Here is a 22547-nt window from a genome sequence, read left to right as displayed (position 1 = left end):
CTCCCTAAAAATTCAAGAATTGGAGACAGCAATGGCCGAAGCAAAAGTACTCAGTGGCGCCGGGCTCCGTGGTCAGGTAGCCGGGCAAACCGCACTGTCCACCGTGGGCCAGTCGGGTGCCGGTCTGACTTATCGTGGTTACGACGTTCGTGAACTGGCGGCTGACGCGCAGTTCGAAGAAGTGGCCTACCTGCTGCTGTACGGCGAGCTGCCGAGCAAGGCGCAACTGAACGCCTACATCGCCAAGCTGAGCAAGTTGCGTGACCTGCCGCAAGCGCTGAAAGAAGTGTTGGAGCGCATCCCTGCCGACGCCCACCCGATGGACGTGATGCGCACTGGCTGCTCGTTCCTGGGCAACCTGGAGCCCGAGGCGAATTTTTCCGAGCAGCATGACAAGACCGACCGTCTGCTGGCCGCCTTCCCGGCGATCATGACTTATTGGTATCGCTTCAGCCACGAAGGCAAGCGCATCGACTGCGTGAGCGACGAGCCGTCCATCGGCGGCCACTTCCTGCACCTGCTGCACGGCAAGAAGCCGAGCGAGCTGCACGTCAAGGTGATGAACGTTTCGCTGATCCTCTACGCGGAGCACGAGTTCAACGCGTCGACCTTCACCGCGCGTGTTTGCGCATCGACCCTGTCCGACCTGTTCTCCTGCGTGACCGCGGCCATTGGTTCGCTGCGCGGTCCGCTGCACGGTGGCGCCAACGAAGCGGCGATGGAAATGATCGAGCGTTTCTCGTCGCCGGAAGAGGCGATCAAGGGCACCCTCGGCATGCTGGAACGCAAGGACAAGATCATGGGCTTCGGCCACGCGATCTATAAGGACAACGATCCGCGCAACGAGGTGATCAAGGGCTGGTCGAAGAAGCTCGCTGACGAAGTGGGTGACAAGGTGTTGTTCCCGGTGTCCGAAGCCATCGACAAGACCATGTGGGAGCAGAAGAAACTGTTCCCGAACGCCGACTTCTACCATGCCTCGGCGTACCACTTCATGGGCATCCCGACCAAGTTGTTCACACCGATTTTCGTCTGCTCGCGCCTGACCGGCTGGGCCGCCCACGTGTACGAACAACGTGCCAACAACCGCATCATCCGTCCAAGCGCCGAGTATGTCGGCGTAGAACAGCGCAAGTTCGTGCCAATCGAACAGCGCTGAATGGTGGGGCTGGTGCTGAATGCACCAGCCCTCTGTAGGAGCGAGCATGTCGAATCGTCGCACCGTCGCGATGGACGTCAACGATAACGCGGGAAGCCTGATGCCCCGCGGCGTGGCATCCACCATCGCGGGCATGCTCGCTCCTGCAGGATGTGACAGCCGGCCTCACCCTTTGTAATTACCGTGACCGAGTCCTGACGATGAACACCCAATTCCGTAAACCGCTGCCCGGCAGCCACCTGGATTACTTCGATGTCCGCGCAGCGGTCGAGGCGATCCAGCCTGGCGCCTATGACACCCTGCCATACACCTCTCGTGTGCTGGCGGAAAACCTTGTGCGTCGCTGCGACCCGGCCACGCTCACCGAATCCCTGAAGCAATTCATCGAGCGCAAACGCGACCTCGACTTCCCGTGGTTCCCGGCCCGCGTGGTGTGCCACGACATTCTCGGCCAGACCGCGCTGGTCGACCTCGCCGGCTTGCGTGACGCCATCGCACTGCAAGGCGGTGACCCTGCGCAAGTCAACCCGGTAGTACCGACGCAACTGATCGTCGACCACTCCCTGGCCGTCGAGCGTGGTGGCTTCGATCCACAGGCGTTCGAGAAGAACCGCGCCATTGAAGACCGTCGCAACGAAGACCGTTTCCACTTCATCAACTGGACCAAGAAGGCGTTCAAGAACGTCGACGTGATCCCGCCAGGCAACGGCATCATGCACCAGATCAACCTGGAGAAAATGTCTCCGGTGATCCAGGTGCGCGACGGCGTGGCCTTCCCCGACACTTGCGTCGGCACTGACAGCCACACCCCGCACGTCGATGCGCTGGGTGTGATTGCCATCGGTGTCGGTGGTCTGGAAGCCGAAAGCGTGATGCTCGGCCGCGCTTCCTGGATGCGTCTGCCGGAAAGCGTTGGCGTCGAACTGACCGGCAAGCTGCAACCGGGCATCACCGCGACCGACATGGTGCTGGCGCTGACCGAGTTCCTGCGCAAGCAAAAAGTGGTCGGTGCCTGGCTGGAATTCTTCGGCGAAGGCGCCTCCGCGCTGACCCTCGGCGACCGCGCAACCATTTCCAACATGGCCCCGGAATATGGCGCCACCGCGGCGATGTTCTACATCGACCAGCAGACCATCGACTACCTGAAGCTCACCGGTCGTGAAGACGAGCAAGTACAGTTGGTCGAGAACTACGCCAAACAGATCGGCCTCTGGGCAGACAGCCTCAAGGGCGCGCAATACGAGCGCGGCCTGACGTTCGATCTGTCCTCGGTGGTGCGCAACATGGCTGGCCCGAGCAACCCGCACGCCCGTGTAGCGGTTTCGGATCTGGCGGCCAAAGGCATCTCCGGGAAGTGGGAAGACGTACCGGGGCAAATGCCGGACGGCGCGGTGATCATCGCCGCGATCACCAGTTGCACCAACACCAGCAACCCGCGCAACGTGATCGCCGCCGGTTTGCTGGCGCGTAATGCCAACAAGCTCGGGTTGACCCGCAAGCCATGGGTCAAGTCGTCCCTGGCACCGGGCTCGAAAACCGTGGCGCTGTATCTCGATGAAGCCGGCCTGACCGATGAGCTGGAGCAGCTCGGTTTCGGCGTCGTGGCTTTCGCCTGCACCACCTGCAACGGCATGTCCGGCGCACTGGACCCGGTGATCCAGCAAGAGATCATCGACCGCGACCTGTACGCCACTGCGGTGTTGTCCGGCAACCGCAACTTCGACGGCCGGATTCACCCGTACGCCAAGCAGGCGTTCCTCGCGTCGCCGCCATTGGTGGTTGCGTATGCAATTGCCGGCACCATTCGTTTCGACATCGAAAAAGACGTACTGGGTGTGGTCGACGGCAAGGAAATCCGTCTGAAAGACATCTGGCCAAGCGACGAAGAAATCGACGCCGTGGTCAAGGCGTCGGTGAAGCCGGAGCAGTTCCGTCAGGTGTACATCCCGATGTTCGCCATCCACGAAGACACCGGCCCGAAAGTCGCGCCGTTGTACGAGTGGCGCGAGATGAGCACCTACATCCGCCGTCCGCCGTATTGGGAAGGCGCACTGGCTGGAGCGCGTCCGCTCAAGGGCATGCGTCCGCTGGCGGTGCTGCCGGACAACATCACCACCGATCACCTGTCGCCGTCCAACGCCATCATGCTGGACAGCGCAGCCGGCGAATACCTGGCGAAAATGGGCCTGCCGGAAGAGGACTTCAACTCTTACGCGACTCACCGTGGTGACCACCTGACCGCGCAGCGCGCGACCTTCGCCAACCCGAAACTGTTCAACGAAATGGTTCAGGAAAACGGCAAGGTCAAGCAGGGTTCGCTGGCCCGTGTCGAGCCGGAAGGCAAAGTGATGCGTATGTGGGAAGCCATCGAAACCTACATGGATCGCAAGCAGCCGCTGATCATCATCGCAGGTGCCGACTATGGCCAGGGTTCGTCTCGCGACTGGGCGGCCAAGGGCGTACGTCTGGCAGGTGTGGAGGCAATTGCCGCCGAAGGTTTCGAACGCATCCACCGTACCAACCTGGTGGGCATGGGCGTGTTGCCACTGGAGTTCAAGCCAGGCACCAACCGCCACACCCTGGCCATCGATGGCAGCGAAACCTACGACGTGATTGGCGACCGCACCCCGCGTGCCGAGCTGACACTGGTGATCCATCGCAAGAACGGCGAACGCGTCGAAGTGCCGGTGACCTGCCGCCTCGACACCGCCGAAGAAGTGTCGATCTACGAGGCTGGCGGCGTGTTGCAGCGTTTCGCCCAGGACTTCCTCGAAGAATCGGCGGTTGCCGTTTAATACAGGCTGTACAGGCACGGGACTTCGGGTCCCGTGCCTGTTATGAAGGAGCACTCATGTCTCACGCACCGCAGATCAAAATCCCCGCCACCTACATGCGCGGCGGCACCAGCAAAGGCGTTTTTTTCAGCCTGAAGGATTTGCCCGAAGCAGCACAGGTCCCCGGCCCGGCCCGCGACGCTTTGTTGCTGCGTGTCATCGGTAGCCCGGATCCGTACGACAAACAAATCGATGGCATGGGCGGCGCGACCTCCAGCACCAGCAAAACCGTGATCCTGTCGAAAAGCATCAAGGCCGATCACGATGTCGACTACCTGTTCGGTCAGGTGTCGATCGACAAGCCGTTCGTGGACTGGAGCGGCAACTGCGGCAACCTGTCGGCGGCGGTCGGTTCGTTCGCCGTCAGCAATGGCCTGGTGGACGCCAGCCGCATCCCGCACAACGGTGTGGCGGTGGTTCGCGTGTGGCAGGCCAACATCGGCAAGACCATCATCGCCCACGTACCGATCACCAATGGTGAGGTGCAGGAGACCGGCGATTTCGAGCTCGACGGCGTGACTTTCCCGGCCGCTGAAGTGCAGCTCGAATTTCTTGATCCGGCGGCGGAAGAAGAGGGCGCTGGCGGTTCGATGTTCCCCACCGGCAACCTGATCGATGATCTGGAAGTGCCAGGCGTCGGTACGCTGAAAGTCACCATGATCAACGCCGGTATCCCGACGATTTTCGTCAATGCCGAGGACATCGGCTACAAGGGCACCGAGTTGCAGGGCGCGATCAATGGCGACCCGAAAGCCTTGCTGATGTTCGAAACCATCCGCGCTTATGGCGCATTGCGCATGGGCCTGATTTCGAACATCGACGAAGCGGCCAAACGGCAGCACACGCCGAAGGTGGCGTTCGTGGCCAAACCGGTGGATTACGTGGCGTCCAGCGGCAAGGCGATAGCAGCCAGCGATGTCGACCTGCTGGTTCGCGCGCTGTCCATGGGCAAGCTGCACCACGCGATGATGGGCACGGCGGCGGTGGCCATCGGTACCGCAGCGGCGATTTCCGGCACCCTGGTCAACCTCGCGGCGGGCGGTATCGAACGCAACGCGGTGCGCTTCGGTCATCCATCGGGCACCTTGCGCGTCGGCGCCGAGGCCAGCCAGGTCAACGGCGAATGGACAGTGAACAAGGCGATCATGAGCCGCAGTGCGCGGGTGTTGATGGAAGGGTACGTGCGCGTGCCGGGGGATTCGTTCTGACCCATACCCTCTGTAGGAGCTGGCTTGCCCGCGATGGTCGTGAGCGATAATGCGTAAACCAGATAACCAGCAGTGGTCTTGTGTTTTTCGCGAGCGAGCTCGCTCCTACAAGAGTGAATCGAACATGAGTGCCAACGTCGACCTGAACAACCGCCCCGACTACGACAAGGTCCTGCAGGACATTGCCGATTACGTTCTCAACTACAAGATCGAGTCCGCAGAGGCGCTGGATACTGCGCGCAACTGCCTGATCGATACCTTGGGTTGCGGCCTGCTGGCCCTGCGCTTTCCGGAGTGCACCAAGCATTTGGGGCCCGTGGTGGAAGGCACCGTCGTGCCGTTCGGCTCCCGGGTGCCGGGGACCAGTTACCGACTCGATCCGGTGAAGGCGGCTTGGGACATCGGCTGCATCGTGCGCTGGCTCGACTACAACGACACCTGGCTCGCCGCCGAGTGGGGGCATCCGTCGGACAACCTTGGCGGCATTCTCGCGGTGGCTGACCATTTATCACAAAAGCGCCTGGCCAATGGCGAGGCGCCGCTGACTGTGCGCACGGTACTTGAGACGATGATCATGGCCCACGAGATTCAAGGCGTGATCGCCCTGGAAAACTCGTTCAACCGTGTCGGCCTCGATCACGTGATTCTGGTGAAGGTCGCCTCGACTGCGGTCGCGGCCAAGCTGATGGGAGCCAATCGCGAGCAGTTGTTGTCGGCGTTGTCCCACGCCTTTGCGGACGGTCATGCCCTGCGCACATACCGGCATGCACCGAATGCCGGCTCGCGCAAGTCCTGGGCGGCGGGGGATGCGTCCAGTCGTGGCGTGCGCCTGGCGGACATTGCGATGCGTGGCGAAATGGGCATTCCCAGTGTGCTGACGGCCAGGCAGTGGGGCTTTTACGACGTGCTGTTCAGCCATACGAATAACGATCTGGCACTCAAGCCAGCAGACAAGCGTGCATTCGGTTTGTCGCGGCCGTACGGTACCTACGTGATGGAAAACGTGCTGTTCAAGATCAGTTTTCCCGCCGAGTTCCACGCGCAAACGGCCTGCGAGGCGGCAATGACGCTACATCCGCAAGTGTGTAATCGCGTGCATGAAATCGACCGGATCGTCATCACCACCCACGAGTCGGCGATCCGCATCATTTCCAAGGTCGGGCCGCTGGCCAACGCTGCCGACCGCGACCATTGCATCCAGTACATGACTGCCGTGCCGCTGGCCTTCGGCAGTCTGGTGGCCGAGCACTACGAAGACGATTTCCACAGGGCGCATCCGGTCATCGATGTGCTGCGCGACAAGATGGTTATCGTCGAAAACCCGGATTACACCCGTGAATATCTGGAGGACGACAAGCGCTCGATCGCCAATGCCATCCAGGTATTTTTCAAGGATGGGTCCAGCACCGAGAACGTGGTGGTGGAGTACCCGATTGGCCATCGTCGACGCCGTGCCGAGGGCATTCCGTTATTGGAGGAAAAGTTCAGGGCGAACCTGCTGACACGATTCACCAGTCAGCGTAGCGAAGAGATTTTTGCGTTGTGCAAGGACCAGGCGCGGCTTGAGACAACGCCGGTGAACCGGTTTGTTGATTTGTTTGTGATCTAGGAGACCGAGTTATCGTTCATCGCGAGCAAGCTCACTCCCACAGGAGATCTGCGGTGAACACAAATCAACTGTGGGAGCGAGCTTGCTCGCGATGAGGGCCGAACAGGCAATAAAGAACTACTTGAAACGCCGCTCCACACCTTTCTCCACAAGTATTTTCGCGGAGATTTCTTCAACGGAAAAATGCGTGGAGTTGATGTTCGGAATGTTCTCGCGGCGGAACAGGTTTTCCACCTCGCGCACCTCGAACTCGCACTGGGCGTAGCTCGAATAGCGGCTGTTGGGTTTGCGTTCGTTGCGAATTGCGGTGAGGCGGTCCGGGTCGATGGTCAGGCCAAACAGTTTGTGCTGGTGAGCACGCAGGGCACTTGGCAACTGCAGGCGTTCCATGTCGTCTTCGGTCAGCGGGTAGTTGGCTGCGCGGATGCCGAATTGCATCGCCATGTACAGACACGTCGGTGTCTTACCACAACGCGACACGCCCACTAGTATCAGGTCGGCTTTGTCGTAATAGTGCGTTCGGGCACCGTCGTCGTTGTCGAGGGCGAAGTTCACCGCCTCGATACGCTCCATGTAATTGGAGTTGGTGCCGATGGAGTGGGATTTGCCGACGGTGTAGGAAGAGTGCTCGGTCAGTTCCTGTTCAAGCGGCGCCAGGAAAGTCGAGAAGATGTCGATCATGAAACCATTCGAGGTTGCGAGAATCTCACGAATGTCCTGATTGACGATAGTGTCGAAGATGATCGGACGGAAGCCGTCGGTTTCGGCGGCCTTGTTGATTTGTTGTACCATGGCCCGCGCTTTGTCCACGTTGTCGATATACGGCCGCGTGACTTTGCTGAAGGTAATGTTTTCGAACTGCGCCAGAAGGCTTTGACCCAGGGTTTCGGCGGTAATGCCGGTACCATCGGAGATAAAGAAAGCAGATCGTTTCATTTGCACCTTGGGCCTTAAGCTAGTGACGAATCTTGGATATGATAGGCGCGATTTGCCGGCCGCCAATGGCCCGCATTCTCACTTATTTTCCAGGTCCAGGCCATACAGCTGGCAAACGCTCCCCCGAGCAGCCGGTGTCTGAGCTTTTCCAACACAGTTAGTGGAGAGATCACCTTGGTAGAGTACGTAGTTTCCCTCGATAAGCTCGGCAAACACGATGTTGAGCATGTGGGGGGCAAGAACGCATCCCTGGGCGAGATGATCAGCAACCTGGCAGGTGCCGGTGTATCGGTGCCCGGTGGCTTCGCCACGACCGCTCAGGCTTATCGTGATTTCCTGGAACTGAGCGGCTTGAATCGGCAGATTCATGAGGCCCTCGATGCTCTGGATGTCGACGACGTGAATGCCCTGGCCAAGACCGGTGCCCAGATCCGTCAATGGATCATGGAAGCCGAGTTCCCTGAAAAACTGAATACCGAAATCCGCACCGCGTTCGCCGCGCTGTCCGCCGGCAACCCTGATGTGGCCGTGGCCGTGCGTTCTTCCGCTACCGCCGAAGACCTGCCGGATGCCTCCTTCGCCGGTCAGCAGGAAACCTTCCTGAACATCCGCGGTGTCGAAAACGTCATTCGCGCCGCCAAAGAGGTGTTCGCCTCCCTTTTCAACGATCGCGCGATTTCCTATCGCGTGCACCAGGGCTTCGACCACAAGTTGGTAGCCCTGTCGGCTGGCGTACAGCGCATGGTCCGCTCCGAAACCGGCACCGCCGGCGTGATGTTCACCCTCGATACCGAATCGGGTTTCCGTGACGTGGTGTTCATTACCGGCGCCTACGGCCTGGGTGAGACCGTCGTACAAGGCGCGGTGAACCCGGACGAGTTCTACGTCCACAAGGGCACGCTGGCCGCCGGTCGTCCGGCGATCCTGCGCCGCAACCTGGGCAGCAAGGCCATCAAGATGATCTACGGCGATGAAGCCAAGGCCGGTCGTTCGGTCAAGACCGTCGACGTGGACAAGGCCGATCGCGCACGTTTCTGCCTGACCGACGCTGAAGTCAGCGAACTGGCCAAACAGGCGATGATCATCGAGAAGCACTACCAGTGCCCGATGGACATCGAATGGGCCAAGGACGGTGACGACGGCAAGCTGTACATCGTGCAGGCCCGTCCGGAAACCGTGAAGAGCCGCACCCAGGCCAACGTCATGGAACGTTACCTGCTGAAAGAAACCGGCACCGTGCTGGTGGAAGGTCGCGCCATCGGCCAGCGCATCGGCGCCGGCAAGGTCCGCATCATCAAGGACGTGTCCGAGATGGACAAGGTCCAGGTCGGCGACGTACTGGTCTCCGACATGACCGACCCGGACTGGGAACCGGTCATGAAGCGCGCCAGCGCCATCGTCACCAACCGTGGCGGCCGTACCTGCCACGCGGCGATCATCGCTCGTGAGCTGGGCATCCCGGCGGTAGTCGGTTGCGGCAACGCCACCCAACTGCTGAAAGACGGCCAGGGCGTGACCGTTTCCTGCGCTGAAGGCGACACCGGTTTCATCTTCGAAGGCGAACTGGGCTTCGACATCAAGAAGAACTCCGTGGATGCCATGCCTGAGCTGCCGTTCAAGATCATGATGAACGTCGGTAACCCGGATCGCGCCTTCGACTTCGCGCAGTTGCCGAACGCCGGTGTGGGCCTGGCTCGCCTGGAGTTCATCATCAACCGCATGATCGGCGTGCACCCTAAAGCGCTGCTGAACTACGACGGCCTGCCACAGGACATCAAGGAAAGCGTCGACAAGCGCATTGCCGGTTACAACGATCCGGTCGGCTTCTACGTCGAGAAACTGGTCGAGGGCATCAGCACCCTGGCGGCTGCGTTCTGGCCGAAGAAAGTCATCGTGCGTCTGTCGGACTTCAAGTCCAACGAATACGCCAACCTGATCGGCGGCAAGCTGTACGAGCCGGAAGAAGAGAACCCGATGCTGGGCTTCCGCGGTGCGTCGCGTTACATCAGCGAATCGTTCCGCGACTGCTTCGAGCTCGAGTGCCGCGCGCTGAAGCGTGTTCGCAACGAGATGGGCCTGACCAACGTCGAAATCATGGTGCCGTTCGTCCGTACCCTGGGCGAAGCGAGCCAGGTGGTCGATCTGTTGGCGGAAAACGGTCTGGCCCGTGGCGATAACGGCCTGCGCGTGATCATGATGTGTGAACTGCCGTCCAACGCCATCCTGGCGGAAGAATTCCTCGAGTTCTTCGACGGTTTCTCCATCGGCTCCAACGACCTGACCCAGCTGACCCTGGGCCTGGACCGTGACTCCGGGATCATTGCGCACCTGTTCGATGAGCGTAATCCGGCGGTCAAGAAGCTGCTGGCCAATGCCATTGCCGCGTGCAACAAGGCCGGTAAATACATCGGCATCTGCGGTCAGGGCCCTTCGGACCACCCGGACCTGGCCAAGTGGCTGATGGAGCAGGGCATCGAAAGCGTGTCGTTGAACCCGGACACAGTACTGGAAACCTGGTTCTTCCTGGCGGAAGGTCAAGCATAAGCTTGATGGTGTTGTTGTAGGAGCGAGCTTGCTCGCGGTGGTCGCTAACGATAACGCGTTTGTCCTGGACAAACGCGGTGTTCTGAAGTTCATCGCGAGCAAGCTCGCTCTACAGTTCATTACGTAGGGCGGGCTCCACTACTGGATGCCGCCCTTTTTTGTGCAAGAGATTATGCAAAGCAGCAGCAACCTATTTCCTGTCGCCCTGATCAGCGCCGAACGGCGCGGCGATCTGAGCGAAGATGTGTATCGTTTGAAGCCCGGCAACAGCCCCGACTTCACCGTCGAGCTGGCTGTGACGCGTCTCGGCATGGCCGATGAGCCATCTTCCCGTGGCGTGCCGGTGATCCTGCTGCACGGCAGCTTTTCCAATCGCCGGTTCTGGTTTTCTCCCAAGGGTCTGGGGTTGGGCGCTTATCTGACCCGATTGGGGTTCGACGTCTGGATTCCGGAAATGCGCGGACACGGCCTGTCCCAGCGCAACCACGACTACCGCAAGAACCGTGTCGCCGACTACGCTCGCTATGACCTGCCGGCCATTGGCGCGTTCGTGCGCGAACAGAGTGGGCAGGTCCCGCACTGGATCGGTCACTCGCTGGGCGGTATTACACTGGCCGCGGCGCTGGGTGGCGAGTACATCGGTGAGCCAGTCGTGGCTTCGGCAGCGTTTTTTGGCACTCAGGTCAGTCGCACCTACTGGCCGTTGAAGATTCCACCGGTGGAGTGGGGCGGTCGCTTCATTCTCAAGCGTTTTGCCCAGTTGTCCGGATCAAGGCTCAAGCGTGGCCCGGAGGACGAGCCCATCGGCCTGGCCCTGGAAAGCATGCGTTGGTACGGTCTGTTCGGGCGCTTCGGCGATGCCGATAAAAACTGGTGGGACGGTTTGGCCGAGGTCAAGTTGCCGGTGCTCGCCGTGAGCGCAGCGGGCGATCATCAGGATCCTGCGTGGGCTTGTCGCAAACTGTTCGAGCAGTTCGGTTCCGAGCACAAGCAATTCATCAATCTGGGTCGTGACCAGGGTTTTGCCGATAATTTCGGCCATGTTGAAATGCTTGTCAGCAAACCCGCCCAGGCCGAAGTCTGGCCTTTGGTGGCCCGCTGGCTGGCGGACCAGCATACGCCGTTGTTGGGAGAGCAAGGGGATTTGGCCGCAGCGGTTTGAGGCTGATGCTCTAACAAGGGCATTTCGCTCTGGTCGGCTTGCGGCTAAGATATGACGCATTGAGCTGTTCTGGTCACTTTCCGTGACTGAGCCATCACTGATGTTCGTGCTGTCTTCCTCTTTACAGGAGTTTCTCGATGATCCATTACCTCACACCTGACCTGTGCGATGCCTATCCGGAACTGGTGCAGGTTCTGGAACCGATGTTCAGCAATTTCGGCGGTCGTGATTCCTTCGGTGGCGAAATCGTGACCATCAAGTGCTTCGAAGACAACTCGCTGGTCAAGGAGCAAGTCGAGCTCAAGGGGAATGGCAAGGTCCTGGTGGTCGATGGCGGGGGCTCCCTGCGCCGCGCGCTGCTGGGCGACATGCTCGCCGAGAAAGCGGCCAATAATGGCTGGGAAGGCCTGGTGATCTACGGTTGCATCCGTGATGTCGACGTCATCGCGCAAACCGACCTGGGGGTCCAGGCGCTGGCCAGCCACCCAATGAAAACCGACAAGCGCGGTATCGGTGATCTCAACGTTGCCGTGACCTTCGCTGGCGTGACCTTCCATCCAGGCCATTACATCTATGCGGACAACAACGGCGTGATCATCTCGCCCAGCCCGCTGAAAATGCCTGAATAAAAGCGGCTGCAGATCAGAGGAGTGCGGATGTTCGAGGAAGAAAACGCGCAATGGGGGCTGGTGCATGCCCTGGTGCTGGATGGTAGAGGCGGCGCGCGTTCGATTGCCCGGACTGAACTTGATGACTTGCAGCTGCAGGCGCATGAAAGCCTGTGGCTGCACTGGGATCGCAGTCATCCGCAAACCCGGACCTGGTTACGCAAATCCAGTGGTCTGAGCGAATTCAGTTGCGACCTGTTACTCGAAGAAAACACCCGTCCGCGACTTTTACAGCTTTCCGACAGCGAACTGCTGCTATTTTTGCGCGGGGTCAATCTGAACCCCGGTGCCGAGCCGGAAGACATGGTGTCGGTGCGGATCTTCGGCTCTGCCCAGCGTGTCATTTCCCTGCGTTTGCGCCCATTGCGCGCCACTGAAGAACTGCTGGTGCAACTGGCCGACGGCAAAGGGCCGAAAACAGCCTCCGAACTCATCCTGTACATGGCGCAGTACCTCACCAACAAGGTGCAGGATCTGGTCAGCGACCTCTCGGAAGTGGTCGATGAGGAAGAAGAAAAGCTGGATTCCGACGAACGGTATGCGCCAGAGCATGGCGCTGTATTGCAGATCCGTCGCAGGGCCGCCGCGTTGAAGCGGTTTCTCGCTCCGCAGCGGGATATTTTCGGGCAGTTGACCCGGATCAAGTTGCCCTGGTTCGTCGAGGACGATGGTGATTACTGGAACGAATTGAACAACAGCCTGACCCGCTACCTCGAAGAGCTGGAATTGACCCGGGAGCGTGTGGGCCTGGTTCTGGAAGCGGAAGACCGTCGGTTGAGCGTGCGCATGAATCGCACGATGTATCGCTTTGGCGTCATCACCGGGATTTTTTTGCCGATGAGTTTTCTGACCGGGCTTTTGGGGATCAACGTCGGTGGAATTCCATTCTCTGCCAGCCCTTATGGCTTTCTGATCGCCTGCCTGATGATGGTCTCGGTGGCGCTGGGGCAGTGGTGGTTGTTCCGACGTTTGCGCTGGGTCTGAGGGAAACCATGTGACCCGAGCAAAACTCACCGCGTCTTCCACAGACATCACGAGAGGTGCGTATGCACGATCCGTTTGAACAGTCTTTGCGCGACATGCTCAACGCCTCACCGTCCACCCGGGACGACGATGCGTGCCTTGGGCGAGTACTGAAAACCGCCAACCGCCAGGTCGGCGCCGGCGATTTGTTCAGCCTGCTGGGCCGCTGGTTGCCTGCCCTGATGATTGCCCTGAATAACGGCTCGGCCCATGTCGCGCCAGTGTCCCGTCTTCGCAAACCTACCGCTCGCACTGCTGATAAGGCTGATTGAATATGGAACTTGATCTCTGGACCCAGAGCCTCGTCACTGCAATGACTGCGTTATGGACCAAAGTTGCGAACTTCATTCCGAACCTGTTCGGCGCACTGGTCGTGCTGCTGTTGGGTTTCGTCGTGGCCAAGCTGCTGGACACCCTGCTTTCCAAATTGCTCGCCAAAGTGGGCCTTGACCGCTTGATGGGTGGCACCGGCCTGACCAAGTTGCTTTCCCGCGCCGGATTGCAGGTTCCCATTTCGACCCTGATCGGCAAGATCGTCTATTGGTTCGTTCTGCTTATTTTTCTGGTTTCTGCCGCAGAATCTCTTGGACTTGAACGAGTTTCAGCTACGCTGGATATGCTTGCGTTGTACTTGCCGAAGGTTTTCGGCGCGGCGCTGGTGTTGCTGGTAGGGGTTTTGCTGGCGCAACTGGCCAACGGTCTGGTGCGTGGAGCGGCAGAAGGCGTGGGCCTGGACTATGCTGCAGGGCTTGGGCGGATTGCCCAGGGCCTGGTGATCATCATCAGTATTTCGGTTGCGATCAGCCAGTTGGAGGTCAAGACTGACCTGCTGAACCATGTGATCGTGATCGTATTGATAACCGTTGGTCTGGCGGTAGCGCTGGCCATGGGCCTGGGAAGCCGGGAAATTGCCGGCCAGATTCTTGCGGGAATCTACGTGCGTGAGCTGTACCAGGTTGGGCAACAAGTGCGTGTTGGCGAGGTCGAAGGCCAGATCGAAGAGATCGGCACGGTTAAAACCACATTGCTGACCGATGAGGGTGAGCTAGTCTCTCTTTCCAATCGGATCCTCCTTGAGCAGCATGTGAGTAGCCACTAACCCGGCAAACCCTGCTAATGTATGCCGCCGCAAAATGCCCGCTGATGCTGGCTGCGGCGGACATTGACCTGACTGTCGGCCCGACTTGTTTTGAATAAAGCCCAATCGTTATCCATGCGCTACGACCCCCGCGAGCTCTCTGATGAGGAGTTGGTCGCGCGCTCGCATACCGAGCTGTTTCACGTAACACGCGCTTATGAAGAACTGATGCGGCGTTACCAGCGAACATTATTTAATGTGTGCGCACGATATCTCGGGAACGATCGCGATGCAGACGATGTCTGTCAGGAGGTCATGCTGAAGGTGCTGTATGGCCTGAAGAACTTCGAAGGTAAATCGAAGTTCAAGACATGGCTATATAGCATCACGTACAACGAGTGCATCACACAGTATCGGAAGGAACGGCGAAAGCGTCGCCTGATGGACGCGTTGAGCCTTGACCCCCTCGAGGAAGCGTCCGAAGAAAAGGCGCCGAAACCTGAGGAAAAGGGCGGACTTGATCGCTGGCTGGTGTATGTGAACCCGATTGACCGCGAAATTCTGGTGCTACGTTTTGTCGCAGAGCTGGAGTTTCAGGAGATCGCAGACATCATGCACATGGGGTTGAGTGCAACAAAAATGCGGTACAAACGCGCTCTAGATAAATTGCGTGAGAAATTTGCAGGCATTGCTGAAACTTAGTTCAGCGCAAATATCTCTTACGTGCAGGCAAGTTCTGTTAGACTTGCCGCCGAGTTGTCCCCCGGTTTGCGGGACTGCTTCACAATCACCAGATGGGGATTTAACGGATGAAACTGAAAAACACCTTGGGCTTGGCCATTGGTACTCTTATTGCCGCTACTTCGTTCGGCGCACTGGCACAAGGCCAAGGCGCAGTTGAAGGCGAGCTCAACTACGGGAAGAAGTACAACGACAGCGTTAACAACGTTGAAGACGGCTACACTCCTGGCGCCTCCATCGGTTACTTCTTGACCGACGACGTATCGTTGAACTTGACCTACAACAATGACGACCACACCCGTTCGAACAACGGTACTGGTAATCAGAAAATCGAAGGCGACCAGTTCGGTCTGAACGCTCAGTACCACTTCAACAACGCTGGCGACGCTCTGCGTCCTTACGTTCAAGGTGGTGTCAAGCACGGCAGCATGACCAACGTAGCCGCTGACGGCCACACCGGTCGTGACCAGTCGACTTTCCTGACTGCTGGCGCTGGCCTGAAGTACTACTTCCTCGAAAACGTCTACGCTCGTGCTGGCGTAGAAGCTGACTACAAACTGGACAACGGCCGTTGGGACTACATCCCGTCCGTAGGTCTGGGTGTGAACTTCGGTGGCGGCAACAAGCCTGCTGCTGCTCCGGTTCCAGCACCAGAAGTCTGCTCCGACAGCGACAACGATGGCGTTTGCGACAACGTCGACAAGTGCCCGGACACCCCAGCCAACGTAACTGTTGACGCTGATGGCTGCCCAGCTGTTGCTGAAGTCGTTCGTGTAGAGCTGGACGTGAAGTTCGACTTCAACAAGTCGGTAGTCAAGCCAAACAGCTACGGCGACATCAAGAACCTGGCTGACTTCATGAAGCAGTACCCATCCACCACCACTACTGTTGAAGGTCACACTGACAACGTCGGTCCTGACGCTTACAACCAGAAACTATCCGAGCGTCGTGCAAACGCCGTTAAGCAAGTTCTGACCAACCAGTACGGTGTTGAGTCGTCCCGCGTTCAGTCCGTTGGCTACGGCGAATCCCGCCCAATTGCTGACAACAAAACTGAAGCTGGTCGCGCTGTTAACCGTCGCGTAGAAGCGCAGGTTGAAGCTCAAGCTAAGTAATTAGCTCGCAGCTCTGAGAAAAGCCCGGCTTAGGCTGGGCTTTTCTTTGTCTACGATTTGGTGAGGAAGGACGCGTCAGGCGCGTTGAAGTCCAACATTGGTATCGACGAATTGAGCCTCTTCGCGAGCCGGTTCGCTCCCGCAGGAGGGGATGGCGTTGGCCGCTACTGCGCCGATCACCAGGATGGCAGGGCTTTTCAGCTGGAATCTGCAGGCAGCGTCTTCCATCGCAGTAAGGGTGCTCCGGCATTCCCGTTGATGGGGCAAGGACGCGTTTTCAATCATGGCCACGGGTGTATCCGCTGCCATGCCGCCGGCCAATAATTGCTCACGGATTTTACCGAGCTTGGCCACTCCCATGTAAATCACCAGTGTCGTTCCGCCTTGGGCCAGCGCCTGCCAGTTCAATTGGCTGTCGTCCTGGGTGTGTGCGGTGACCAGCGTCACGCCGCGGGCCACACCGCGCAAGGTCAGCGGAATATCGCATTGCGTTGCCCCCGCCAGCCCGGCAGTGATGCCGTTGACCAACTCGGCTTCGATCCCATGCTCACGTAACCACTGTGCCTCTTCACCGCCGCGGCCGAAAATGCACGGATCGCCGCCCTTTAGCCGCGCCACGCATTTACCCTGCCGGGCATAACGAAGCATCAGGCGATGGATGAACGATTGCGGGGTGGAGCGGCAGCCGCCGCGCTTGCCCACCGGGATGATCCGCGCCCGAGGGCAGTGCTCAAGTATCGCGATATTGACCAGATCATCGATCAGCACCACGTCAGCCTCGCGCAAGGCACGAACTGCTTTCAACGTGAGCAACTCCGGATCCCCCGGGCCCGCACCCACCAGCCAGACTTTTGCGCTCATAGTGTTTTCCTCACGATATGACAGTGATTGGCCGCGCCTTGGCAGCCAGCAGGCGTTTGATTTCCGGAACACAGGACCCGCATTGAGTGCCGCAACCCAGTTCCTGCTTCAGTTCCTGCAAGTCCAGGCCACGGTCGATGCCGGCGCAGATCGCGTTCTGGCTGACGTTCTTGCAGTTGCACAGGGTTTTGTTCGTGTTGACAGGCGCGTCGAGATTGCCTGGTGGCGCGCTCAGCGGCGCCAGCAACCAGCGCCGCAATTGCTCGTCTGCGCGGCCTGCGAGCCACAGCTCCTGCAACCAGTGTTGGGCCAGGGTTTCACCGGCCAGTCGAATGGAGGTGATCCGGCCATTTTCGATTTGCACGCGCTTGCCAATGGCCCGTCGGGGGTCGTCGTAAGCCAGCACGGGGCCGTCATTGAGTCCCAGGCTACTATCGATTTCGCTTAGCAACTCTGCCGAAGGCGCTGAAGCATTGGCGGCCCGTGCAAGCAGAGCAGGGCGCTCACGACCAACCAGGCTGAGGCTGACGTAGGAAAACGCCTCAAAGAGTGGTCGTAGCGTCTCAAAATGTCGTTGAACATCTCCCTCGATCAGTGCGAACAGTTTCCAGGGCAAATCCACCGGATCCAGGCGAACACCGCTGTGTTTAAGTTCGGGTTGTTTCGACAAGGGATCGAATGCGGACAAGGTGAGGCTGTTCACCCCACCCTTGAGGAAACGGTCACCCCAGTGCATCGGTAAAAAAGCCTGGCCCGGACGCACGCTGTCATCGCTGGCGACCGCAACGATGACCGCACCGCGCCGGCTTTTCAGGCTGACCAGATCCCCAGGCTGCAAGCGATGGCGGCGCAATTCGTCCGGGTGCAGGCCCACCTGCGCTTCGCCGACATGGCCGAACAACTGTGCGGCGGTGCCGGTGCGGCTCATGCCGTGCCATTGATCGCGCAGTCGGCCGGTGATCAGGGTCAGCGGGAATCGCGCATCGCGTTGCTCTTTGGCGGCACGATACGGATCGGCCACGAACTGCGCGCGCCCGTTGGCAGTGGCAAATACCCCGTCGACATACAGGCGTGCCGTGCCCTCGACGGCACCCGAAGGGAAGGGCCACTGCTGCGGGCCGAGACGATCGATCAGCGCATGGCTGATACCGGACAGGTCCAGATCGCGTTCGCAAGTCAGTTGTTTGTATTCATCGAAGACTTGCGCGGGGTTATCAAACGCAAACAGGCTGGTTTGACCAGGACGCAGGTATTTTTCCAGGCGCTGTGCGAAATCCACAGTGATCGCCCAGTCCGGCCGTGCCTTACCCGGTGCGGCGATTGCCTGGCGTACGTGGGAAATACGCCGTTCGGAGTTGGTCACGCAGCCTTCCTTTTCTCCCCAACTGGCGGCGGGCAGCAGAAGGTCGGCAAACTTCGCGGTTTCAGTGGTGCCAAAGGCTTCCTGCAACACCACGAACGGGCAGGCTTGCAAGGCGGCGCGCACGGCCGTCTGGTCCGGCATGGATTGCGCGGGGTTGGTGCAGGCGATCCACAATGCCTTGATCTTGCCGCTGCGCACTTGCTCGAACAGCTCGATCGCCGTGAACCCGGGATTTTCCGGCAGTTGCTCGACGCCCCAGTAGGACGCCACTTGCGCACGGTGCTGTGGATTGGTCGCATCACGATGGCCGGGCAGCAGGTTGGACAAACTGCCGGTTTCCCGCCCGCCCATGGCATTTGGCTGACCGGTGAGGGAGAACGGTCCGGCGCCCGGACGACCGATCTGCCCGGTGGCCAGGTGCAGATTGATCAGTGCACTGTTTTTCGCGCTGCCGGCGGTGGACTGATTAAGGCCCATGCACCACAGCGACAGAAAGCTTGGCGATGTGCCGATCCACTCGGCACATTGCTGCAATTGCCCGACGCTGATCCCGCAGAGCTGCGAAACCATTTGCGGCGTGTAGTCACGCACCAGGCTTTTCAACTCCGCCAGGCCCTCGGTGTGGTCTCTGATGAAGTCACGATCGATCCAGTCTTCCCACAGCAGCAGATGCAAAATCCCATGGAACAGGGCGACATCGGTGCCAGGCAAAATCGCCAGGTGCAGGTCAGCCAGATCGCAGGTATCCGTACGACGTGGGTCAATGACGATGACTTTCATCTGCGGCCGGCGGGATCTGGCTTCTTCCAGTCGACGAAACAGCACCGGATGGGCGTAGGCCATGTTGCTGCCGACGATCATCACGCAATCGCTCAACTCCAGGTCTTCGTAGCTGCAGGGCGGGGTGTCGGCACCCAGGCTGCGCTTGTAGCCGACCACCGCCGAGGACATGCACAGCCGCGAATTGCTGTCGATGTTGTTGGTACCCACCAGGGCACGCGCCAGCTTGTTGAAGGCGTAGTAGTCCTCGGTCAACAGTTGCCCGGAAATGTAGAACGCCACACTGTCCGGGCCATGTTCGGCAATGGTTGCGGCAAATACGCTGGCAGCGTGATCGAGGGCGGTATCCCAGTCGGTGCGGTGGCGGGCCAGGCCTTTGCCGAGGCGCAGTTCGGGGTACAACGCCCGCGCCGTCACGTCGCCGGTCAGGTGCAGGGTCGAGCCCTTGCTGCACAGTTTGCCGAAGTTGGCCGGGTGTGAGGGATCGCCGCTGACGCCGAGGATGCGCTCGCCGTCATGCTCGATCAGCACCCCGCAGCCGACTCCGCAGTAACAGCAGGTGGACGCGGTGATCTGGCGGTCCATCAGCCTGCATCCCGCAGGGACAGCAGGACCCGGCCGTTCTCGACCCGGGTGAGATGGTGGTGGGCGCAGCCGATGTCCGGGGCCTGGGCTTCACCGCTTTGCAGGTCGATTTGCCAGTTGTGCAACGGGCAGGCCACCCGTTTGCCATAGATCAGGCCTTGGGACAGCGGGCCGCCCTTGTGCGGGCAACGGTCGTCGAGGGCAAACACTTCGTCGTCGCTGGTACGAAAAATCGCGATGTCTCCCTTTGGGCCGGCGACGATTCGCGAGCCCAGGGTATTGATTTCATCCAGTGCGCAGATATCCAGCCAGTTCATGCCAGCACCTCCAGGTTTTTCACGGGGATGACGTCGAATTCTTTTTTCAGCTGTGGCTGTTCCAGGCGTTCCTTCCACGGGTCCTGTTCGAACGACAGCGAGAATTGCAGGCGATCGTTGAGCGCCTTGCGACGCTCCGGGTCCTCGAGCACGGCTTTCTTGATATGGTCCATGCCGACCCGTTGCATGTAGTGCACGGTGCGTTCGAGGTAAAAGGCTTCTTCGCGATAGAGCTGGAGGAATGCACCGTTGTATTCGCGGACTTCTTCGGCGGTTTTCAGTTTGACGAAGAATTCCGCGACTTCGGTCTTGATCCCGCCGTTGCCACCGATGTACATCTCCCAACCGGAGTCCACGCCGATGATTCCTACATCCTTGATGCCGGCTTCCGAGCAGTTGCGCGGGCAACCGGAGACAGCCAGTTTCACCTTGTGCGGTGACCACATGTTGAACAGGTCATGTTCCAGCTCGATACCCAACTGTGTGGAGTTCTGCGTGCCAAAGCGGCAGAACTCGCTGCCGACGCAGGTTTTCACCGTGCGGATGGATTTGCCGTAGGCGTGGCCTGATGGCATGTCCAGGTCTTTCCATACTCCCGGCAAATCCTGTTTCTTGATCCCCAGCAAATCGATGCGCTGGCCACCGGTGACCTTGACCATTGGCACGTTGTACTTGTCGGCGACGTCGGCAATGCGCCGCAGTTCCGAAGGATTGGTCACACCGCCCCACATCCGCGGGACGACAGAGTAAGTGCCGTCTTTCTGAATGTTGGCGTGAGCCCTTTCGTTGATCAGGCGCGATTGCGGATCGTCCCTGGCTTCCCCCGGCCAAGTGGAAATCAGGTAGTAATTGAGTGCCGGCCGGCAGGTGGCGCAACCATTGGGTGTGCGCCAGTTGAGGTAGCTCATGGTGCCGGCGATGGTCAGCAGGTGCTGCTCGCGGATGGCCTGGCGGATCTGCCCGTGATTGAGATCGCTGCAGCCGCAGATGGCCTTTTCGCTTTTCGGCTTGACGTCGGCGGCGCCACCCACGGTGTTGATCAGGATCTGCTCCACCAAACCCGCGCACGAACCGCAGGAGCTGGCAGCCTTGGTGTGTTTCTTGACTTCGTCGACACTGAACAGCCCGTGCTCCTGGATCGCCTTGACGATGGTGCCTTTGCACACGCCGTTGCAGCCGCAGACTTCGGCGCTGTCGGCCATGCTCATGGCTTTGTCCTGGCCCTGATGTCCTACGTCGCCAAGCGCATTTTCACCGAACATCAAGTGATCGCGGATCTCACTGATGGCATGGTTTTCACGGATCTGCCGGAAATACCAGCCGCCATCTGCCGTGTCGCCGTACAGGCAGGCGCCGACCAGCACGTCATCCTTGATCACCAGTTTCTTGTAGATCCCGCCTATAGGGTCCGAGAGGGTAATGGTCTCGGTACCTTCACCCCCCATGAAGTCGCCGGCGGAGAACAGGTCGATGCCGGTGACCTTCAGTTTGGTCGAGGTCACCGAGCCCTTGTAGGTGGCAAAACCGAGTTGTGCGAGGTGGTTGGCGCAGACCTTGGCCTGTTCGAACAGTGGCGCCACCAAACCATAGGCGATGCCTCGATGGCTGGCGCATTCACCGATGGCATAGATCCGCGGGTCGTAGGTTTGCAGGGTGTCGTTGACCAGAATCCCGCGGTTGCACGGAATGCCGGACTTCTCCGCCAGTTCGGTATTGGGGCGAATGCCGGCGGCCATCACGACCAGGTCCGCGGGGATGATGTCGCCGTTCTTGAATTGCACCGACCCGACCCGGCCGTTGCCCGCGTCGTGCAAGGCCTGGGTCTGTTCGCACAATCGAAAGTGCAGGCCGCGAGACTCCAGGGCTGTTTGCAGTAATTGGCCGCTGGTCTTGTCCAGTTGCCGCTCCATCAACCACTCGCCGATGTGCACCACGGTGACGTGCATGCCCCGCAGCATCAGGCCGTTGGCGGCCTCCAGGCCGAGCAGGCCGCCACCGATCACCACGGCGTGCCGGTGGGTTTTTGCGGTGTCGATCATGGCCTGGGTGTCGGCGATGTCGCGGTAGCCGATCACGCCCTCAAGGGTGTTGCCGGGAATGGGCAGGATGAAAGGCGTCGAACCGGTGGCGATCAACAGGCGATCGTATTCGGCTTCGCTACCGTCCTCGGCAATGACCCGGCGCCTGACCCGGTCGATCTCCACAACTTTGCGGTTGAGCAGCAGTTTGATGTTGTTGTCCAGGTACCAGCTCAGGTCGTTGAGTACGATCTCTTCGAAGGTCTGTTCGCCCGCCAGCACCGGCGACAACAGGATGCGGTTGTAGTTGGTGTGCGGTTCGGCGCCGAAGACTGTGATGTCGTACAGCTCTGTGCTCAGTTTGAGCAGTTCTTCCAGGGTCCGGACCCCGGCCATGCCGTTGCCGATCATCACCAGTTTTAGTTTTTTCATCAGGTTCTCCGGGGAGCTCAGGTCTGCCTCATCAGGGTTCAGGCCATGCTCGACAAATTTTGCGCAAACAAAAAAGGCGTCCCGCCAGTTGCCTGGCGAGGACACCTTTGTCCT

17 protein-coding genes are annotated in these 22547 nt (G+C 59.6%); 12 read left to right on the top strand and 5 right to left on the bottom strand.

Annotated features, from left to right (window positions below):
* Positions 1-31 precede the first annotated feature (31 nt).
* From prpC to prpD, 4 genes are all read left to right on the top strand, one after another.
* On the top strand, positions 32-1159 hold the full coding sequence (prpC, locus tag CAF65_RS14200; protein WP_085716832.1) for a 2-methylcitrate synthase: 1128 nt from the start codon (positions 32-34) through the stop codon (positions 1157-1159).
* Between the two features lie 200 nt (positions 1160-1359).
* Positions 1360-3954, top strand: a complete 2595-nt coding sequence (acnD, locus tag CAF65_RS14195) for a Fe/S-dependent 2-methylisocitrate dehydratase AcnD (protein WP_085716831.1) — start codon at positions 1360-1362, stop codon at positions 3952-3954.
* A 56-nt stretch (positions 3955-4010) separates the two neighbouring features.
* Positions 4011-5201, top strand: coding sequence for a 2-methylaconitate cis-trans isomerase PrpF (gene prpF / locus CAF65_RS14190; protein WP_085716830.1), 1191 nt, complete (start codon positions 4011-4013; stop codon positions 5199-5201).
* 124 nt (positions 5202-5325) lie between these two features.
* Positions 5326-6810, top strand: a complete 1485-nt coding sequence (gene prpD, locus CAF65_RS14185) for a 2-methylcitrate dehydratase (RefSeq protein ID WP_085716828.1) — start codon at positions 5326-5328, stop codon at positions 6808-6810.
* A 117-nt stretch (positions 6811-6927) separates the two neighbouring features.
* Here the strand turns inward: prpD and CAF65_RS14180 are convergent, their stop codons facing one another.
* Positions 6928-7746 carry a pyruvate, water dikinase regulatory protein gene (locus CAF65_RS14180; protein WP_085716827.1) on the bottom strand — a complete coding sequence of 273 codons (819 nt, stop codon included), beginning with the start codon at positions 7744-7746 and terminating at the stop codon, positions 6928-6930.
* A gap of 174 nt (positions 7747-7920) precedes the next feature.
* Between CAF65_RS14180 and ppsA the strand changes: the two genes are divergently transcribed.
* The 8 genes from ppsA (at position 7921) to CAF65_RS14140 (ending at position 16077) form a co-directional block, all read left to right on the top strand.
* Positions 7921-10290: a phosphoenolpyruvate synthase gene (ppsA, locus tag CAF65_RS14175; protein WP_085716826.1), complete on the top strand. Its 2370-nt coding sequence runs from the start codon at positions 7921-7923 to the stop codon at positions 10288-10290.
* Between the two features lie 172 nt (positions 10291-10462).
* Positions 10463-11452 carry an alpha/beta fold hydrolase gene (locus tag CAF65_RS14170; RefSeq protein ID WP_085716825.1) on the top strand — a complete coding sequence of 330 codons (990 nt, stop codon included), beginning with the start codon at positions 10463-10465 and terminating at the stop codon, positions 11450-11452.
* A gap of 140 nt (positions 11453-11592) precedes the next feature.
* On the top strand, positions 11593-12081 hold the full coding sequence (gene rraA / locus CAF65_RS14165; protein WP_177323558.1) for a ribonuclease E activity regulator RraA: 489 nt from the start codon (positions 11593-11595) through the stop codon (positions 12079-12081).
* A 27-nt stretch (positions 12082-12108) separates the two neighbouring features.
* A complete protein-coding gene (locus CAF65_RS14160; RefSeq protein WP_085716823.1) occupies positions 12109-13104 on the top strand; it encodes a zinc transporter ZntB in 996 nt (331 codons plus the stop codon).
* A 62-nt stretch (positions 13105-13166) separates the two neighbouring features.
* Positions 13167-13415, top strand: coding sequence for a hypothetical protein (locus CAF65_RS14155; RefSeq protein WP_008017601.1), 249 nt, complete (start codon positions 13167-13169; stop codon positions 13413-13415).
* 2 nt (positions 13416-13417) lie between these two features.
* Positions 13418-14242, top strand: coding sequence for a mechanosensitive ion channel domain-containing protein (locus CAF65_RS14150; RefSeq protein ID WP_085716822.1), 825 nt, complete (start codon positions 13418-13420; stop codon positions 14240-14242).
* 90 nt (positions 14243-14332) lie between these two features.
* Positions 14333-14923 (top strand): RNA polymerase sigma factor SigX, encoded by a 591-nt coding sequence (gene sigX / locus CAF65_RS14145; RefSeq protein ID WP_075949123.1) that lies wholly within the window; start codon positions 14333-14335, stop codon positions 14921-14923.
* Positions 14924-15030: 107 nt separating this feature from the next.
* Positions 15031-16077 carry an OmpA family protein gene (locus tag CAF65_RS14140; protein ID WP_085716820.1) on the top strand — a complete coding sequence of 349 codons (1047 nt, stop codon included), beginning with the start codon at positions 15031-15033 and terminating at the stop codon, positions 16075-16077.
* Between the two features lie 75 nt (positions 16078-16152).
* Here the strand turns inward: CAF65_RS14140 and cobA are convergent, their stop codons facing one another.
* The 4 genes from cobA to nirB are packed head-to-tail and all read right to left on the bottom strand — an operon-like array spanning position 16153 to position 22433.
* On the bottom strand, positions 16153-16938 hold the full coding sequence (gene cobA, locus CAF65_RS14135) for a uroporphyrinogen-III C-methyltransferase (RefSeq protein WP_085716819.1): 786 nt from the start codon (positions 16936-16938) through the stop codon (positions 16153-16155).
* 10 nt (positions 16939-16948) lie between these two features.
* Positions 16949-19666, bottom strand: coding sequence for a nitrate reductase (locus tag CAF65_RS14130; RefSeq protein ID WP_085716818.1), 2718 nt, complete (start codon positions 19664-19666; stop codon positions 16949-16951).
* Positions 19666-19983: a nitrite reductase small subunit NirD gene (gene nirD, locus CAF65_RS14125; protein WP_085716817.1), complete on the bottom strand. Its 318-nt coding sequence runs from the start codon at positions 19981-19983 to the stop codon at positions 19666-19668. Before nirD ends, CAF65_RS14130 begins: the two co-directional genes overlap by 1 nt.
* The gene (gene nirB, locus CAF65_RS14120) at positions 19980-22433 is read right to left on the bottom strand and encodes a nitrite reductase large subunit NirB (RefSeq protein WP_085716816.1); all 2454 of its coding nucleotides are present in this window, start codon (positions 22431-22433) and stop codon (positions 19980-19982) included. The genes nirD and nirB overlap by 4 nt, the downstream gene beginning before the upstream one ends.
* Between the last annotated feature and the right edge of the window lie 114 nt (positions 22434-22547).

It is taken from the genome of Pseudomonas sp. B28(2017) (assembly GCF_002113025.1).
Lineage (GTDB): Bacteria > Pseudomonadota > Gammaproteobacteria > Pseudomonadales > Pseudomonadaceae > Aquipseudomonas.
This window is presented reverse-complemented; position numbering and strand designations above follow the sequence as displayed.

Excerpts from the sequence above, each read along its gene's own strand:
- prpC (WP_085716832.1), top strand. The coding sequence starts at position 32 with ATGGCCGAAGCAAAAGTACTCAGTGGCGCCGGGCTCCGTGGTCAGGTA.
- acnD (WP_085716831.1), top strand. The coding sequence starts at position 1,360 with ATGAACACCCAATTCCGTAAACCGCTGCCCGGCAGCCACCTGGATTAC.
- prpF (WP_085716830.1), top strand. The coding sequence starts at position 4,011 with ATGTCTCACGCACCGCAGATCAAAATCCCCGCCACCTACATGCGCGGC.
- prpD (WP_085716828.1), top strand. The coding sequence starts at position 5,326 with ATGAGTGCCAACGTCGACCTGAACAACCGCCCCGACTACGACAAGGTC.
- CAF65_RS14180 (WP_085716827.1), bottom strand. The coding sequence starts at position 7,746 with ATGAAACGATCTGCTTTCTTTATCTCCGATGGTACCGGCATTACCGCC.
- CAF65_RS14170 (WP_085716825.1), top strand. The coding sequence starts at position 10,463 with ATGCAAAGCAGCAGCAACCTATTTCCTGTCGCCCTGATCAGCGCCGAA.
- CAF65_RS14160 (WP_085716823.1), top strand. The coding sequence starts at position 12,109 with ATGTTCGAGGAAGAAAACGCGCAATGGGGGCTGGTGCATGCCCTGGTG.
- CAF65_RS14155 (WP_008017601.1), top strand. The coding sequence starts at position 13,167 with ATGCACGATCCGTTTGAACAGTCTTTGCGCGACATGCTCAACGCCTCA.
- CAF65_RS14150 (WP_085716822.1), top strand. The coding sequence starts at position 13,418 with ATGGAACTTGATCTCTGGACCCAGAGCCTCGTCACTGCAATGACTGCG.
- CAF65_RS14140 (WP_085716820.1), top strand. The coding sequence starts at position 15,031 with ATGAAACTGAAAAACACCTTGGGCTTGGCCATTGGTACTCTTATTGCC.
- cobA (WP_085716819.1), bottom strand. The coding sequence starts at position 16,938 with ATGAGCGCAAAAGTCTGGCTGGTGGGTGCGGGCCCGGGGGATCCGGAG.
- CAF65_RS14130 (WP_085716818.1), bottom strand. The coding sequence starts at position 19,666 with ATGGACCGCCAGATCACCGCGTCCACCTGCTGTTACTGCGGAGTCGGC.
- nirD (WP_085716817.1), bottom strand. The coding sequence starts at position 19,983 with ATGAACTGGCTGGATATCTGCGCACTGGATGAAATCAATACCCTGGGC.
- nirB (WP_085716816.1), bottom strand. The coding sequence starts at position 22,433 with ATGAAAAAACTAAAACTGGTGATGATCGGCAACGGCATGGCCGGGGTC.